The organism is Polaribacter marinus (assembly GCF_022662535.1).
Taxonomy (GTDB): domain Bacteria; phylum Bacteroidota; class Bacteroidia; order Flavobacteriales; family Flavobacteriaceae; genus Polaribacter; species Polaribacter marinus.
Map to the genome: position 1 here is coordinate 88,569 of NZ_JAKQYM010000004.1, position 16,582 is coordinate 105,150.

Below are 16,582 nucleotides of genomic sequence, written 5' to 3' on the forward strand. Positions count from 1 at the left end.
GTGCGTTAGGGATTGAACGGTGTGTTTGAGCTCTTTTTTATGCAAAGTCAATTCAGTGTCTTTCAAAAACAATGAAATTGCTTATAATTACTTGAGATACTGAGAAAAATAAGCATAAAAAAAGCGAGTAGTGAAAGCCCGCTCGAACGCTATAAAAAATATTGATAATTAGTGTTTTAGTTTAAAAAAGGTTTTGTATTTTTGCGCCCACTTACTACGAGATGGTAAGATTATTAATAACCAAGGTCGAGAACCTTAAAAAATTAACAAATTATGTCTGTAAAGATTAGATTACAAAGACACGGTAAAAAAGGGAAACCATTCTATTGGATCGTTGCCGCTGATGCTCGTGCAAAAAGAGATGGTAGATACTTAGAAAAAATAGGTACTTACAATCCAAATGTTAACCCTGCAATTATTGATTTAAACGTTGATAAAGCTGTAGAATGGTTACAAAATGGTGCACAACCAACTGATACTGTAAAAAACATTTTATCTTACAAAGGTGCTATGTTAAAGAATCATTTAGCTGGTGGTGTAAGAAAAGGCGCTTTAACTCAAGAGCAAGCAGATGCAAAATTTGCAGCGTGGTTAGAAGCAAAAGCTACTAAAATTTCTGACAAAGAAGCTGGTTTATCTAAAGCAGAATCTGATGCGAAAGCAGCAGCATTTGCAGCAGAAAAGGCAGTAAACGAAGCAAGAATTGAAGCAGCAAAACCTGTTGTAGAAGAAGTTGCTGAAGAAGTTGTAGCAGAAGAAACAGCTCCTGAAACGATTGATGAAGCAGCAGAAAAGGCAGCAGAATAAATTATAAAGAAATACGGATATGCGTAAAGAAGATTGTTTTTATTTAGGCAGAATCGTAACAAAATATAGTTTTAAAGGTGAAGTGGTTATCAAATTAGATACCGACGAACCTGAGTTGTACACAGAAATGGAATCAGTTTATGTCGATTTAGGCAATAATCTGGTTCCATTTTTTATTGAAAAAAGTTCACTTCACAAAGGAAATCAATTACGTGTTCAGTTTGAAGACGTGTATTCTGAGGAAGCAGCAGATGCGATCTTAAAATCGGGAATTTATTTACCAACTACGATGTTGCCAAAATTATCTGGTGATAAATTTTATTATCATGAAGTAATTGGTTTTACTGTCGTTGATGTTAATTTTGGGGAAGTGGGGCAGATTGTTCATATAAATGATAAAGCTGCACAACCACTTTTTGAAATTGATAGAGAGGGAAAAGAAATTTTTATTCCGATGGTAGATGATTTCATTAAAAAAGTAGATAGAAAAAAGAATACAATAGAAGTAGATACTCCAGAAGGGTTGATAGAACTTTACTTGTAAAAAGAGAGGTGCTAGAGCGGTCGAATAGGCTACCCTGGAAAGGTAGTGTGCTGGTAACGGTACCAAGGGTTCGAATCCCTTTCTCTCTGCAAATTGATTTTTAAAAAATACCAAAACCCTTTAAAACCTATGTTTTAAAGGGTTTTTACTTTTCCACAAAACCCAAAATAAAATAAGTCTAGATTTTTGGTGAAGCCTGTGCTGAACTTGATTCAGTATTCATCAATGGATAAGAACAGAGAAACAATAAATAGGATTCAACTCGCAAAAGAACAAAACTTAAAAATCAAGGTCAATTTCTATTAAAATCAATTAGTAAGTATTAAAAAACATAAGATATCATAATATATACTTCATTTTTTTATAAATTGTACATCCTTATATAATGTTCTTTGATTCCTTTAATTTTAGGATGTAAAATAAGAATTGATGATTATATAACGAGTTGTGCTTAATGATAACAAATGGAAATAAAAGAACTAAAAAATAGACCAGAGAAATACCAAGATAAAAAACTTTACGCTTCTTATACTCAATTCGATAAACTTTTAATGGAATTGAGAACAAAGAAATTGCCTAAAGGTACTGTAGAATCTATTAATAACGGAATTAACCTTGTGAATTCAGTTTCGGAATCAGAAAAAGAGCTGAGTAAACAAATTAAAAAGACTCAATCTCTCATAATTAAGCTAATTGAGAAAGAACATAAACTGGTAACTAAAAATCATTATCGAAATACTTGGTTGGCAGTTGGAATGGCTGCATTCGGAATTCCTTTTGGAGTTGCTTTTGGAGCTAGCCTTGGGAATATGGCTTTTTTAGGAATAGGATTGCCAATCGGAATGGTTATAGGTATCGCAGTTGGCACAGGAATGGATAAAAAAGCATTTGAAGAAGGAAGACAGATTGACTTGGAAATAAAACACTAAGCACAACAAAGGCTATAAGTAATTGCTTGTTATCGCCTACTTCTGAAAAACCTAATGGATTTTCAGCTTGGTGTGTCCTTGCTAAATCCCGAAACTCAACACTCAAAGTAACAGTTCCCACCTCCATAGAAACTGGCAGGCGAGCGTCAAACATTCGAAGAAGCCTGTGCTGAATTTGATTCAGTATTCATCAATGGAAAAGAACAAAACTTAAAAATCAAGCTCACTTTTTATTCCCACAGCAGATTCTGTTACCATTTCAAAAAGAAATAATTATTATGGCTTTGAATATCACAATTTAGAGAATAGAAATTAAATGATTAATGCTTCAATAGAATTAGAAAATTCAAACCTTAAAAGCTAATTTGAAAAAAATGTTGAATTCTAAAAAATTTTCGAAGTAGAATTGGCTTTAACACTTTTTATACTTTAAATACTTAACTTCTTTTTTATCTTTGTATACTGTTGTTATGATAAAGAAAATAGCCTTATTAATTATCTTATTTGCTGTAATGTTTGTAAATGCGCAGAGCATTACTGTAGACAGTCAAACTTATTCGCCACAACAACTTATTGAAGATGTTTTAATAGGTAGTAATTGTATTTCTAATGTGCAAGTTACAAACACAGTTGGAGGTAATTTTGGAGCTAACGAACGCAGTTACGGCTACTTCGATGCTACAGGAACAACCTTTCCTTTTCAAAGTGGTATTGTTTTAAGTACAGGAAGACTAAACAATGTTCCAGGACCAAATAATAACTTAAGTGATGACGATGCTAACAATTGGATGGGCGATCAAGATTTAGAAACAGCTTTACAAGAAACCAATACTATAAACGCTACGATTATAGAATTTGATTTTACTACCCAAGCAAATCAAGTAAGTTTTCGTTATCTTTTTGCTTCGGAAGAATACCAAGAAGGAGACTCAAACACTTGTCGATATTCTGATTTATTTGGTTTTTTAATAAAACCTGCAAGTGCACCAGTTTCCGATTATGAAAATATAGCACTTGTTCCAGACACACAAACTCCTATAAAAGTAACAACTGTGCATTCAGGAATTCCAGGTTCTTGTGATCCAATTAACGAAGCTTACTTTGGTGGTTGGAATGATTCAAGTTATCAACCTATAAACTTCAATGGTCAAACTACCATTTTAACCGCAACAGCAAACACCACACCTAATGTTACGTATCATGTAAAATTGGTAATTGCCGATCATGAAAATTACCGTTACGATTCCGCCGTTTTTCTTGAAGCGGGTAGTTTTCAACTCACTACAGATTTAGGTGTCGATAGACTTCTAGCAACCAACAACGCAATTTGCGGAACCGAAAGCATCACCTTAAATGCTACACAAGCAGGAACACCAAGTTATAAATGGTTTAAAGATACTGTAGAACAAACCACCGAAACCGAAAGCACACTTAACGTTTCCGAAACAGGTACCTATAATGTTGAAGTTACCTTAGATAATGGTTGTATTTCTTACGGTGAAATTATTCTAGAATACGCCCCACTTCCTAATGTAATGGACACCACAATTATTGAATGTGATGCCAATCAAGATGGTTTAACAACGTATAATTTATTTGAAGCTACAGATGTTATCATTAATAATGATCAAGCCTTAAGTATTACGGCTTTTTATACTTCTTTTACGGATGCTGAAAACGGAAGCAATCCTATTCCAAATCCTAGTAATTATAATAATACAACTGCTGGACAAATTGTTTACGCATCAGTTATAAGTCAGGCAACAGGTTGTTCAAACATAGCAGAAATTATCTTAGATATTTCTGCAAACACATTAACCTTACAAGATGTTAATATTTGTGATGATGAAGTAGTCGATGGTTTTGCAACCTTTAATTTGAATGACATTAGAACCCAAATTGAACTTCAAGTACCAGCAAATGCATCCATAACATTTTACACAACTTATGCTGATGCTTTTGATGAAACCAATGTTATAAATGGAAATTTTAACAATACCATTCAAAATTCCCAAACCATTTTTGTAAAAGTCACAACTGATACGAACCAATGTTATGCCATTTCGGAACTCACATTAAATGTGCTTTTTACACCACAATTATTAGAAGACGAAATTATTTTATACTGCTTAAATAGTTTTCCTCAAACCACAAATTTATTGGGTGGTGTTACCAATGGAAATCCAAACAATTTCGATTACCAATGGTTATTTAATGGTACAGATACTGGTGTTGATACACCAACTTTTAACGCCAATCAAATAGGAGTTTACACCGTAATCATAGCCGCTGCAAATGGATGTAGCAAAACAAGAACGATTACTCTATTACCATTAAACGAACTTGTAATTGATGGTTTACAGTATACCGAATTAACAACAAATAACACAGCAAGCATTACCATTTCTAGCGAAGGCGATTACGAATACGCTATAGATAATGAATTTGACTTCTACCAAGATGCAAACACTTTTTCTAATCTGCAACCTGGTTTTCATACCATTTATGTACGTGACAAAAACTTATGTCGCAACACATTTATAGAGTTTTCAATTTTAGGATTCCCACAATTCTTTACACCTAATGGAGATCATATAAACGATGTTTGGAGACCCGTTGGCACTTCGAGAGATTTCAATGCAAATTTAGAACTTCTCATTTTTAACCGTTACGGAAAATTACTTGTCAAAACCACCTCACTTATAGGCTGGGACGGAACATTAAATGGGGCAAACCTACCAAGCAACGATTATTGGTACATTATCAACCACCCAAATGGCAAGCAATACAAAGGACATTTTGCTTTGTTAAGATAGATGTTGTTTTGCTAAATTAGTTATTTAGTAACATCAAAAAACTAAAATATGCACAAATACAGAACACCGTGTCTGCTTAATAAACTAAATATAGACTCTTAAAAAAAATAATTAGTTTCTCTAAGCGGTATATATTTAGAGTAAATATTTCACCTAATAAAAAGCCCACATAACAACAAAAATTAACCAACGTTATTCTGAAAAAGCAAGGAACAAACGACAAGGAATCTCTAACGTCTTACAGCTAAAAACTAAAGCTCACAAAATTTCCAGTCAAATGTAATACAAACAAAAAATTGTAGCAGAACCAAAACGCTATAAAGAAATGACAATCTATGTAGATGTATTAATGGCTTTTTGATGTGGTTCTGGTAAGGGAGCTAAAGTTTTACGTCGGAAAACCCTCTTACAGAAGCACGTATTTTTTATATACACATAATGCAAGAGTTAATAATCGTTAAAATAATTTACTATTTAATATTTAACTTTTTTATGTTGAAATAACCAAAAATACTTGTTATTAAAAAACATAGGATACTAAATATAGTAACGGAGGAAATGCCAAAAATTAAAGGCATTTTATCACCTAGAGAAACTGATAAAACACTAAACGAATATGGAAAATAAATGGATTGTTGTGGAGCTTGTGAAACAATGATACCAATAATAGCTAAGAACATTCCAAAGCCTAAAGGAATAACAAAGTTCTTAAATCTGAAACTTAACCAAAATTGAATTCCAATAATACCTAAAGAAGCCACAAAAGAAGTCATTAATATTTTTAGGTATTGAAAATGTTCTGGCTGAAAATTTAAAAATCCTAAATCAGGATAAACAAAACCTAATAAAACACCTGATAAGAGAATTGCTATATAGTAGTATATATAAGTAACTATTATAGCTAAAATAACAATGCTTAATTTTCCGAAATAGATACTCGATTTGGGTACAGGCAATGCAAATAAATGTTTTATACCTAAAGATTTATGCTCTATTTGCATAATCAAGCTGGTAACTAAAACAATAAACATGGGTATAAAAAAGGGCGTAGAATTTTCAATTTGAGTCACCATAAATTTCCCCCAAGGATTTACCCCTGCTGCAGGTACTAAAGTTTTATGCTCAAAAATATAAGCGATAAAAAATAATATTGGAAAAAGAATTGCACTAATAATGGTAAGCCAAAAAGCAAATGTTCTTTTTAATTTAATAAGTTCATTTTTTAAGCTTGCGGTATAATATACTATTGTTGACATACTATTAATTTTCGGTTAATGATAAAAAGAGTTCTTCTAAATTATTTTTAATGGTTACTTGGTAAATATGAATTCCTTCCGTTCTTAAAACATCTATCACATCTGTTATTTCATTTTTATTTTTTACTTCAATTTGTAACAAATCATCAAGCAACGAAATGTTTTCCATTTTCAAATTCTTAAGTACAGACACTCCTTCATTGGGGTTGTCTACTTCTATTTCAACTTTAATGTTTGTACCTTTTGAATCTTTTAAACTCGCTACAGTATCTTGATATAACATCTTACCATTTCTAATAATACCAACGTGTGTACAGGTTTTTTCAATTTCACTTAACAAGTGACTTGAAATAAAAATTGTTGTGCCAAACTTTTTGTTTAAGTCTTTAATAAGGGTGCGCATTTCTATAATTCCTTTTGGGTCTAATCCATTTGTTGGCTCGTCTAAAATGATTAGTTCAGGATTACTTAATAATGAAATTGCCAATCCTAATCGTTGTTTCATTCCTAGTGAATATTCTTTTATCTTTTTGTTTTTAGCCTTAGTTAGGTTTACAGTCTCTAATACTTCTTGAATTCTATTTGAAGATATATTTTGTCTGTAATTAGCAGATATTTTCAAATTGTCAATCGCATTTAAATGCTCATATAAAGAAGGGTTTTCTATCAAGGCACCTACTTTATTTAAAACGTTAAGTCTTGATTGTTCATTAAAAAGTTCTCCAAAAAGAGCAACTGTTCCGGAATTTTTCTTTAAAAGACCAAGAATAAGACGAATGCTGGTGCTTTTCCCTGAGCCATTTGGACCTAAAAAACCATAAATACTTCCCTTAGGAACTTTAAGCTCCAAATCTTGAATGTCATTCTTGTTTTTAGAATAAGAAAAATTAAGGTTTTTGGTTTCTACAACAAGTTCATTCATTTTTATAAGTTTATTGGGTTGGTATATTATAAGAACGATTAAAGATGGAAAATGTAACAAACGATTAGATAAAGTAAGAATGGTCTTATACATTTCTTGGGAATAATACGTTGTACAATAAAGAATTGAAAAAAATAGAAGGCATTTTTTTTATCATCATGAATCACTGCTTGACCCACAGTGGTCACTACAGATCCTGACTCAAATATCAAACGAATTCAACATCAATAAAAGAAGAACTTTTCCCATGTGTTACTTACTAGTACAAATTACAGATAATTCATTTAAATACCAGAGCTAGCAATTATAAACACTAGTTGATTTATTAGTATAGTTTGCATCAAAATACCTTTGATATATTCTCTTTTTTTAGTAATTTTAGACTCATATAATTTAATGTTTTTTAGCAGGTTAAATTAGGGACGTAATTGGAGTTGCTTTACAAATAACAATTTGCTAACTACTGCTATCATACAATATAAGAAGGAATTCAAATTGCTTTCTTTCTGTTTTTTTTTAATATGTTGATCTTTTTAGGGCTTATTGTTTTATATTTTGTGGTTCAACATTTAAATCGCTCTAAGAGCAGAAAGACTAAATCAGATTATTTTAAAAGAAGATTTAATAAAGATTAAATAGTAGAAATCATTAGTTCAAAACCCTTCATTTTCAAAGAAATTACAATCAACCAAGATAAAACTGCCATGAAAGTTGGAACAGATGGTGTTTTATTAGGAGCTTGGTGTTCAGTAGATAATTATCCAGATACAATTTTAGATATTGGTGCAGGAACCGGTGTAATTTCTTTAATGATTGCACAACGTACCGATGCAATGACAATTGATGCTGTTGAGGTTGATGAAAATGCTTACGAACAAACTATGGCTAATTTTGAAGCTTCAGATTGGGGAGATAGATTGTATTGTTATAATGCTACTTTTCAAGAGTTTGCTGATGAAATAGCAGAGGAGGAAGAAACCTATGATTTCATTGTTTCGAATCCACCTTTTTATACGGATGATTTTGAAACTGAAGATGTTTCTAGAAATAAAGCTCGTTTTACTTCTTCACTTTCTTTTAATGAATTGCTTGTTGGAGTTTCTAAAATATTATCTAAGAGTGGAAAATTTTCTATTGTGATCCCTTTTAAAGAAGAAGGTAATTTTATCAATTTAGCAAAAAATAACAACTTACTTTTAAATAGAGTTTGTAGGGTTCAAGGCAACAAAAATTCAGAAATAAAAAGAAGTTTGTTAGAGTTTTCTTTTCATCAAACAACAATTAAAGAAGAACATTTAATTATAGAAACAGCTCGTCATCAATATACAAAAGAGTATATTAATTTAACAAAATATTTTTATTTAAAAATGTAGTTATCCTACTACATTATTAGGATTATATCCTAAATAAGTAGTTTCTTTTTCTTTAAAAATGATTCCGTAATTTTCTAATTCTTTTAAAATAGGAGCATATACTTCTTTGGTAATTGGTAACTGTACCCCTGGAGTTTTAATTTCTCCTTTTAAGATTTTTAAAGCAGCAATTGCTACGGGCAAACCTACTGTTTTTGCCATAGCAGTATATGTTTGGTTTTCACCAAGAACAACCAAACTACTTTCAATTTGATGTTTTTTTCCATCAATTTCATAACCAAAAAGATGTTGCATAACAATCATATCTTTATCATCTTCTTGTAATGTCCAAGAATTTTCTAAAATGCTTTGAAGCATTTGTGCAGGAGTAGCATTTTTAATTCCAATTTTTTTAGTTGGATTAAAAAGATCTAATTCTACTAATTTTTCCCACATTAAATCATCTTGATCTATTTTTAAATAAGAACGTAATTTTAATTCAACAGAATCTGATGGAGAATAGGCCAAAAATAAATTTACAAAATCTCTGTAGCTCATGTTTTCAGAGTTTTCTATTGTATAGCTGTCGTCTGTCATCCCTAATTGTACAAAGATGTTCCAAGCTCTAGAAAAACCAACTTTTCTAATAGTTCCTCTGTACATAGTTGGTATGTTATCTAAACCATATACGTTTCTATACTTTAACGAATCTCTATTTGCATAGGCTTCAAAATTTCCACTTCCATTAATTTTTAAGAATTCGGTTCTTCTAAATAATTTATGATAAGGAATGTATTTGTAGGTTCCTTCTTGTATAAACATTGCAGCACCTCCTTGTCCTGCTAAAACAACATTTCTTGGATTCCAAGTAAATTTATAATTCCATAAATTATTATCACTTTCTGGAGCAACTAATCCACCACAAAAAGATTCAAACAATAACATTTTTGCACCTTTACTTCTTATTTTATCAATAGCTTGCATTGCGCTCATATGATCAATTCCTGGATCTAGACCAATTTCATTCATAAAAACCAATCCTTTCTTTTTAGCTTCCACATCTAGTTCTTTCATTTCATTAGAAATATAAGAAGCTGTTACCATATGTTTATTAAAAGAAATACAGTCTTTAGCTACTTGTAGATGAAACCTTGCTGGTAACATAGAAATAACAACATCTGCTTTTTTTATGGTTTCTTCACGTTGATTTTTATCAAATACATCAATAAGAATTGCTTCTGCATTTTTATGATTATTGATAAGTTTCTTTGCATTTTCTGTTGAAATATCTCCAATCGTTAAATAAAGATTTTCTTCATCAGATTTATCTAATAAATATTTGATTAAAGATGAACTCGATTTTCCTGCGCCAATAATTAGTATGTTTTTCATAAATGAAAAGATGTATTTTTGTATAAATACGAAGATACATCATTTGTTTAAAATTTAACAAAAACCATTAAAAATGTTTAAAAATTTACTAATTACCTCTTTTTTAGGATTACTAGCTATTGTTTTAGGAGCTTTTGGGACACATTCTCTAAAAGAAATTTTAACTACAGAACAGTTAATGAGCTTTGAAACAGCAGTCCGATATCAAATGTATCATGTGTTTGTATTGTTATTTGTAAATATCTATGAGGGGTTTTCTGAAAAACAGAAAAATAGAATTAGTTATGTTTTCTTTTTAGGAATACTCTTGTTTTCGGGTTCAATTTATCTGATTCAATTAACTTCTGTTTCAGCAAAATCTATCTGGTTTGTTACTCCTTTAGGAGGTTTGTTTTTTATAATTGGATGGTTTTTATTGATGATGATTTTTGTTAAAAAAATGAATAAAAATTAAAAATTGATATTTCTTAGTCAAAAATAACCCTGTTTTAAAATAATGTTTAATTTTGCATTATAATATAATAAAACAAAAATATTGATATGGTAGATACAAATACGAAATCGATTTCGTTAAATAGTCTAGGAATCAAGAATGCAACAATTCGTTATCAGTTAACTTCTGATGAGTTACATAACGAGACTATTAAAAAAGGACAGGGAAAAGAATCATCTTTAGGAGCTCTTGCTGTTAACACAGGAGAGTTTACTGGACGGTCTCCAATGGACCGTTTTATTGTGAAAGACGATGTCACAAAAGATGAAGTTTGGTGGAGTGATATTAACTTACCATTTGATTCGGACAAGTTTGATGCTTTATATACTAAAGTAGCAGATTATTTATCTAATAAAGAAATTTTTGTTAGAGATAGTTATGCTTGTGCAGATGAAAACTATAAGCTTAACATCAGAAACGTAAATGAATATCCTTGGTGTAATATGTTTACACACAATATGTTCTTACGTCCAACAGAAGAAGAGTTAAAAGATTTTTCTCCAGAATGGACAGTAGTCAACGCACCGGGTTTTATGGCAAATCCTGAAGAAGATGGAACTCGCCAACATAACTTCGCTATTTTAAATTTTAAAAAGAAAATAGTTTTAATTGGTGGAACAGGTTATACAGGCGAAATTAAAAAAGGAATTTTTTCTGCCTTAAATTTTATACTACCTGTATATAAAAATGCTTTACCAATGCATTGCTCTGCAAATGTTGGTAAAGAAGGAGATACAGCTATCTTTTTTGGTTTATCAGGTACAGGAAAAACAACACTTTCTACAGACCCAGAAAGAAGCTTAATTGGTGATGATGAACATGGTTGGACAGCAGAAAACACTGTTTTTAATTTTGAAGGTGGGTGTTATGCAAAAGTGATTAATTTATCACAAGAGCAAGAACCAGAAATTTATGGTGCAATTAGAAAAGGAGCCATTTTAGAAAATGTAATTATGGATGAGAACGGAGTTGTCGATTTTGCCGATACTTCAATCACCCAAAATACTAGAGTTAGTTATCCAATTTATCACATTGATAATATTCAAAAACCATCTATTGGAAAAAATCCAAAAAATATATTTTTCTTAACAGCTGATGCTTTTGGAGTTTTACCTCCGATATCTAAATTAAATCCAGGTCAAGCTGCCTACCATTTTATTTCTGGATATACTGCAAAAGTAGCCGGAACAGAAGCGGGTGTTACAGAACCACAACCAAGTTTTTCAGCTTGTTTTGGAGCTCCTTTTATGCCTTTACATCCTACACGTTATGCAGAAATGTTAAGTGCAAAAATGAAAGAAACGGGTGTGAATGTTTGGTTGGTAAATACTGGTTGGACAGGCGGACCTTATGGTGTTGGAAGTAGAATGAAGTTGAAATATACTAGAGCAATGATAACTGCTGCTATGGACGGAAGTTTAGAAGCTGCTAATAAAGGTAATTATCATGTACATTCTATGTTTGGTTTAGAACAACCAAGAACATGCCCTAATGTACCAACTGAAGTTTTAAGCCCAAGAAGATCTTGGAATAATGACGAAGGTTATTATAAAACAGCACAAAAATTAACCGATTCATTTAAAGAAAACTTTAAGCAGTTTGAAGATTATGCAAATGAAGAGATTATGGCAGGTGGACCTTTAGTTTAATCGTTTATATATATCATAAAAAAAGCATCTCATTTGAGATGCTTTTTTTTTATAATTAAAACGGAATGTATTTATTGTTTTGATTCAATAATTTCATTTTCATTTTTTAATACATTCACAGAAACAATTGTTCCAGCTTCTTTTGCTTTCTTTTCAATTTCTGCAATAGTTCCTTCAATTTTTTCAATCTCAGAAGTCTTTTTTCCGTCTACTATTTTAAAAGTAGTAATTGTAGCCATTGCTAATTCTCCAGAAGTTTGTTTTATTTCAACTTTTACTTCTTTTTTAATTTCTTCACCATGAGGTTTTGCATCAGTATGACCTCCTAAAATAGGAGCAATTACCAATCCAATTAAACAAGTTAATTTAATTAAAATATTCATTGATGGACCAGAAGTATCTTTAAAAGGATCTCCAACAGTATCTCCTGTTACAGCAGCTTTATGAGCTTCAGATCCTTTATAAGTCATTTCTCCATTGATTTCTACTCCAGCTTCAAAAGATTTTTTAGCGTTGTCCCATGCACCACCAGCATTGTTTTGAAAAATTGCCCAAAGCACACCAGATACTGTAACACCAGCCATATAACCACCTAACATTTCTGCAATCGCTAATTTTTCCATTCCAAAAGCCAATGGTAAAAAAGCAATGATTAAAGGAAATCCAATAGTTAATAAACCAGGTAACATCATTTCTTTTAATGAAGCTTTTGTTGAAATAGCAACACATTTATCGTATTCTGGTTTCCCAGTACCTTCCATAATTCCAGGGATATCTCTAAATTGACGACGAACTTCTTGAACCATTTCCATGGCAGCTTTCCCCACAGCATTCATTGCTAAGGCAGAAAATACTACAGGAACCATTCCTCCAACAAATAACATTGCTAAAACGGGAGCTTTAAAGATGTTGATTCCGTCAATCCCAGTAAACGTTACATAGGCAGCAAAAAGTGCTAATGACGTTAATGCAGCAGAAGCAATAGCAAAACCTTTTCCTGTTGCTGCAGTTGTATTTCCAACAGAATCTAAAATATCTGTACGTTCTCTTACAATTGGTTCTTGTTCACTCATTTCAGCAATACCTCCTGCATTATCAGAAATAGGTCCAAAAGCATCAATAGCTAATTGCATTGCTGTTGTAGCCATCATTGCAGAGGCAGCTAAAGCAACTCCGTAAAATCCTGCAAAAGCATAAGAAGCCCAAATTGCACCAGCAAATAATAATACTGATGGAAATGTAGAAATCATACCTGTTGCTAAACCAGCAATAATGTTTGTTCCTGCTCCTGTTGAAGATTGTTGAACAATTTTTAATATTGGCGATTTTCCTAACCCTGTATAATACTCTGTTACAGCAGAAATAACTCCACCAACAATTAAACCAACAAGTGTTGCGTAAAATACTCTCATAGAAGAAATTTCTTGTAAACCTTCACCAAAAAATTCCATTTTCATAGTTTCTGGCAACATCCAAGTTACTAATCCATAACAAGAAATAGCTACTAATATAATTGCTGTAATATTTCCTTTATTTAGAGCGCCCATTACTTGAGACTCTTTTGCATCGTTGTTACTAATTTTTACAAGCATTGTTCCTATAATAGAAATAATAATTCCTACACCGGCAATTGCCATTGGTAATAAGATAGGTCCAATTCCTCCAAAAGCATCAGAAATACTTCCGCCCATGTCTTTAATTACATAGTTTCCTAAAACCATTGCAGCTAATACAGTTGCTACATAAGACCCAAATAAATCAGCTCCCATTCCGGCAACATCACCTACATTATCACCCACATTATCTGCAATTGTTGCTGGGTTTCTTGGATCATCTTCTGGAATACCTGCTTCCACTTTACCTACTAAATCTGCCCCAACATCTGCTGCTTTTGTGTAGATTCCTCCACCAACTCTAGCAAATAAAGCAATAGATTCTGCTCCTAAAGAAAAACCAGCTAATGTTTCTAAAACAATTGTCATGTCCATTGTGTTTGTCCAAACACCACCCATAAAAAAGTGAAAGAAACCAATAAAAAATGCCGTTAATCCTAGTACAGCTAAACCTGCAACACCAAGTCCCATTACGGTTCCTCCTCCAAAAGATATTTTTAAAGCATTTGGTAAACTAGTTCTTGCTGCTTGTGTTGTTCTAACATTTGTTTTGGTAGCTATTTTCATTCCAATATTTCCTGCTAGAGCAGAAAAAAATGCTCCAAAAATAAAAGCGACAACAATTAGAATGTGTGTAGTTGGTACTATAAAAGATACTGAAGCTAATGCGATACTTACAATAACCACAAAAATTGCTAATAACCTGTATTCTGCACTTAAGAATGCTAAAGCTCCTTCATAAATGTGGTCTGAAATTTCTTTCATCTTACCATCTCCTGCATCTTGCTTCATTACCCAAGATTTTTTAATCCACATGTAGATTAAACCTAAAACAGCCATTACAATTGGCATATAAATCATCATTGATTCCATATATTTATTTAATTTGATTAGTTTAAAACGATGGTAAATGTAATAAAATCGATGAGAAATAAAAAACCTCTTAAAATTTAAAGTTTTAAGAGGTTGATAATATTTTAAGGCTTTTATTATTTAGATGGTAAAATTACCATTCTTTTTGTGCTCACTATTTTCATATCTATCAACACAGTCTTTAAAAATCTTATATGCTTCTTTGGCATCTCCCCATCCGCCAACATCTACTTTTTTCTTTTCTAAATCTTTATAAACTTTAAAAAAGTGTTCAATTTCTTTTAATCTGTGTGGGTTTAAATCAGATAAATCATTTTTTTTATTCCAAATTGGATCCGAAACAGGTACGCAAATTACTTTTTCATCAGGCCCTTTTTCATCAGTCATATGAAAAACTCCAATTGGTTTCACTTCAATAACACACATTGGAAAAGTAGGCTCATGCCCTAAAACTAAAACATCTAATGGGTCTCCGTCTAAGGCTAAGGTTTCAGGAACAAAACCATAATCTGCAGGGTACATCATTGAAGAAAATAACATTCTGTCAAAGCGAATTTTATTTAATTCAAAATCATATTCATATTTATTTCTGCTTCCTTTAGGAATTTCTATTAATACATCGAATGTTTTCTTGTCTTTTATGCTCATATCTGTATATTTTTTTTAAGAATCGGACTGCAAAAATAGTGAAACTAGAGAGTTTATCAATAGGATTGTAACGAATATTTTACGCAATGGTTTTCGAAAAAAGTTGATTTTGAGATTTTTTTAAATAAAAAGAAAAATCCTTTCTTCAATTGAATGAAAAAAGGATTTATATAAGTTTTAAAGGATATATTATAAGTACATCACTTCTTTTACAGCTTTTATAACATCATTAGAATTTGGTATCCATTTTTCTAATAAAACAGGAGAATATGGAGCAGGTGTGTCTGCTGTTGTAATTCTCTTAATTGGTGCGTCTAAATAATCAAATGCTTCATCTTGAATTCTATAGGTAATTTCTGAGGCAACACTTGCAAAAGGCCAAGCCTCTTCTAAAACAATTAATCTATTTGTTTTCTTGACAGATTTTATAATTGCTGCATGATCCATTGGGCGAACAGTTCTTAAATCGATAATTTCTACAGAAATATTTTCTTTTGCTAATTCATCTGCTGCTTTATAAGCCTCTTTAATAATCTTTCCAAAAGAAACAATAGTTACATCGGTACCCTCTCTTTTAATATCTGCAACTCCAATAGGAATGATATATTCTCCTTCTGGAATTTCCATTTTGTCACCATACATTTGTTCTGATTCCATAAAAATAACTGGATCGTCATCTCTAATGGCTGCTTTTAATAAACCTTTAGCATCATAAGGGTTAGACGGTACAATTACTTTTAATCCTGGGGTATTTGCAAACCAGTTTTCAAAAGCTTGTGAATGTGTAGCTCCTAATTGACCAGCAGAAGCTGTTGGACCTCTAAAAACAATAGGACAATTAAATTGCCCACCAGACATTTGTCTAATTTTTGCTGCATTATTTATGATTTGATCAATCCCTACCAAAGAAAAGTTAAAAGTCATATATTCTACAATTGGTCTATTACCATTCATTGCAGAACCAATAGCAATACCCGCAAAACCAAGTTCTGCTATAGGAGTATCTATTACTCTTTTTGCACCGAACTCATCTAACATTCCTTTACTGGCTTTATAAGCTCCATTATATTCGGCAACTTCTTCTCCCATTAAATAAATGCTTTCATCTCTACGCATTTCTTCACTCATTGCTTCGCAAATCGCTTCTCTGAACTGAACTGTTTTCATCTAATTTTTAGTTGTAAGTATTATTTGACACGCAAAAGTAAGGAAATAATTGTCAATTTTTTTGATACATTTTTATAAAATGCATGATTCTTCATTAAGATATTATACTCAATCGTTTTCG

The 16,582-nt window shown here is 31.6% G+C and carries 13 protein-coding genes and 1 tRNA gene; 8 read left to right on the forward strand and 6 right to left on the reverse strand.

Annotated elements, in window-relative coordinates:
• Window positions 1-273 precede the first annotated feature (273 nt).
• The 5 genes from MC378_RS07045 (at window position 274) to MC378_RS07065 (ending at window position 5,096) form a co-directional block, all read left to right on the forward strand.
• Window positions 274-807: a 30S ribosomal protein S16 gene (locus tag MC378_RS07045; RefSeq protein WP_242178050.1), complete on the forward strand. Its 534-nt coding sequence runs from the start codon at window positions 274-276 to the stop codon at window positions 805-807.
• 19 nt (window positions 808-826) lie between these two features.
• Window positions 827-1,351: a ribosome maturation factor RimM gene (gene rimM / locus MC378_RS07050; protein WP_242178051.1), complete on the forward strand. Its 525-nt coding sequence runs from the start codon at window positions 827-829 to the stop codon at window positions 1,349-1,351.
• Window positions 1,352-1,353: 2 nt separating this feature from the next.
• Window positions 1,354-1,440: transfer RNA gene (locus MC378_RS07055), tRNA-Ser, on the forward strand.
• Between the two features lie 375 nt (window positions 1,441-1,815).
• Entirely contained in the window at window positions 1,816-2,280 is a 465-nt protein-coding gene (locus tag MC378_RS07060) for a DUF2207 domain-containing protein (RefSeq protein WP_242178052.1), read from the forward strand.
• A gap of 470 nt (window positions 2,281-2,750) precedes the next feature.
• A complete protein-coding gene (locus tag MC378_RS07065; RefSeq protein WP_242178053.1) occupies window positions 2,751-5,096 on the forward strand; it encodes a T9SS type B sorting domain-containing protein in 2,346 nt (781 codons plus the stop codon).
• Window positions 5,097-5,566: 470 nt separating this feature from the next.
• Here the strand turns inward: MC378_RS07065 and MC378_RS07070 are convergent, their stop codons facing one another.
• Both MC378_RS07070 and MC378_RS07075 read right to left on the reverse strand, forming a co-directional pair.
• Entirely contained in the window at window positions 5,567-6,352 is a 786-nt protein-coding gene (locus tag MC378_RS07070) for an ABC transporter permease (protein WP_242178054.1), read from the reverse strand.
• A gap of 4 nt (window positions 6,353-6,356) precedes the next feature.
• On the reverse strand, window positions 6,357-7,274 hold the full coding sequence (locus tag MC378_RS07075; protein WP_242178055.1) for an ABC transporter ATP-binding protein: 918 nt from the start codon (window positions 7,272-7,274) through the stop codon (window positions 6,357-6,359).
• Between the two features lie 704 nt (window positions 7,275-7,978).
• Here MC378_RS07075 and MC378_RS07080 point away from each other — a divergent pair.
• Window positions 7,979-8,647 carry a tRNA1(Val) (adenine(37)-N6)-methyltransferase gene (locus tag MC378_RS07080; protein WP_242178056.1) on the forward strand — a complete coding sequence of 223 codons (669 nt, stop codon included), beginning with the start codon at window positions 7,979-7,981 and terminating at the stop codon, window positions 8,645-8,647.
• Here the strand turns inward: MC378_RS07080 and MC378_RS07085 are convergent, their stop codons facing one another.
• Complete coding sequence (locus MC378_RS07085; protein WP_242178057.1) at window positions 8,648-10,018, reverse strand: saccharopine dehydrogenase family protein; 1,371 nt, start codon at window positions 10,016-10,018, stop codon at window positions 8,648-8,650.
• Between the two features lie 73 nt (window positions 10,019-10,091).
• On the opposite strand from MC378_RS07085, the gene MC378_RS07090 reads away from it, so the two are divergent.
• The gene (locus MC378_RS07090) at window positions 10,092-10,472 is read left to right on the forward strand and encodes a DUF423 domain-containing protein (RefSeq protein ID WP_242178058.1); all 381 of its coding nucleotides are present in this window, start codon (window positions 10,092-10,094) and stop codon (window positions 10,470-10,472) included.
• Between the two features lie 86 nt (window positions 10,473-10,558).
• Complete coding sequence (pckA, locus tag MC378_RS07095) at window positions 10,559-12,160, forward strand: phosphoenolpyruvate carboxykinase (ATP) (protein ID WP_242178059.1); 1,602 nt, start codon at window positions 10,559-10,561, stop codon at window positions 12,158-12,160.
• 71 nt (window positions 12,161-12,231) lie between these two features.
• Here the strand turns inward: pckA and MC378_RS07100 are convergent, their stop codons facing one another.
• The 3 genes from MC378_RS07100 to MC378_RS07110 form a co-directional block, all read right to left on the reverse strand.
• Window positions 12,232-14,646, reverse strand: coding sequence for a sodium-translocating pyrophosphatase (locus MC378_RS07100; protein ID WP_242178060.1), 2,415 nt, complete (start codon window positions 14,644-14,646; stop codon window positions 12,232-12,234).
• Window positions 14,647-14,766: 120 nt separating this feature from the next.
• Window positions 14,767-15,294, reverse strand: coding sequence for an inorganic diphosphatase (locus MC378_RS07105; protein WP_242178061.1), 528 nt, complete (start codon window positions 15,292-15,294; stop codon window positions 14,767-14,769).
• Window positions 15,295-15,483: 189 nt separating this feature from the next.
• Window positions 15,484-16,461, reverse strand: a complete 978-nt coding sequence (locus MC378_RS07110) for a pyruvate dehydrogenase complex E1 component subunit beta (protein WP_242178062.1) — start codon at window positions 16,459-16,461, stop codon at window positions 15,484-15,486.
• Window positions 16,462-16,582: the final 121 nt, after the last annotated feature.

Excerpts from the sequence above, each read along its gene's own strand:
- MC378_RS07045 (WP_242178050.1), top strand. The coding sequence starts at position 274 with ATGTCTGTAAAGATTAGATTACAAAGACACGGTAAAAAAGGGAAACCA.
- rimM (WP_242178051.1), top strand. The coding sequence starts at position 827 with ATGCGTAAAGAAGATTGTTTTTATTTAGGCAGAATCGTAACAAAATAT.
- MC378_RS07060 (WP_242178052.1), top strand. The coding sequence starts at position 1,816 with ATGGAAATAAAAGAACTAAAAAATAGACCAGAGAAATACCAAGATAAA.
- MC378_RS07065 (WP_242178053.1), top strand. The coding sequence starts at position 2,751 with ATGATAAAGAAAATAGCCTTATTAATTATCTTATTTGCTGTAATGTTT.
- MC378_RS07070 (WP_242178054.1), bottom strand. The coding sequence starts at position 6,352 with ATGTCAACAATAGTATATTATACCGCAAGCTTAAAAAATGAACTTATT.
- MC378_RS07075 (WP_242178055.1), bottom strand. The coding sequence starts at position 7,274 with ATGAATGAACTTGTTGTAGAAACCAAAAACCTTAATTTTTCTTATTCT.
- MC378_RS07080 (WP_242178056.1), top strand. The coding sequence starts at position 7,979 with ATGAAAGTTGGAACAGATGGTGTTTTATTAGGAGCTTGGTGTTCAGTA.
- MC378_RS07085 (WP_242178057.1), bottom strand. The coding sequence starts at position 10,018 with ATGAAAAACATACTAATTATTGGCGCAGGAAAATCGAGTTCATCTTTA.
- MC378_RS07090 (WP_242178058.1), top strand. The coding sequence starts at position 10,092 with ATGTTTAAAAATTTACTAATTACCTCTTTTTTAGGATTACTAGCTATT.
- pckA (WP_242178059.1), top strand. The coding sequence starts at position 10,559 with ATGGTAGATACAAATACGAAATCGATTTCGTTAAATAGTCTAGGAATC.
- MC378_RS07100 (WP_242178060.1), bottom strand. The coding sequence starts at position 14,646 with ATGGAATCAATGATGATTTATATGCCAATTGTAATGGCTGTTTTAGGT.
- MC378_RS07105 (WP_242178061.1), bottom strand. The coding sequence starts at position 15,294 with ATGAGCATAAAAGACAAGAAAACATTCGATGTATTAATAGAAATTCCT.
- MC378_RS07110 (WP_242178062.1), bottom strand. The coding sequence starts at position 16,461 with ATGAAAACAGTTCAGTTCAGAGAAGCGATTTGCGAAGCAATGAGTGAA.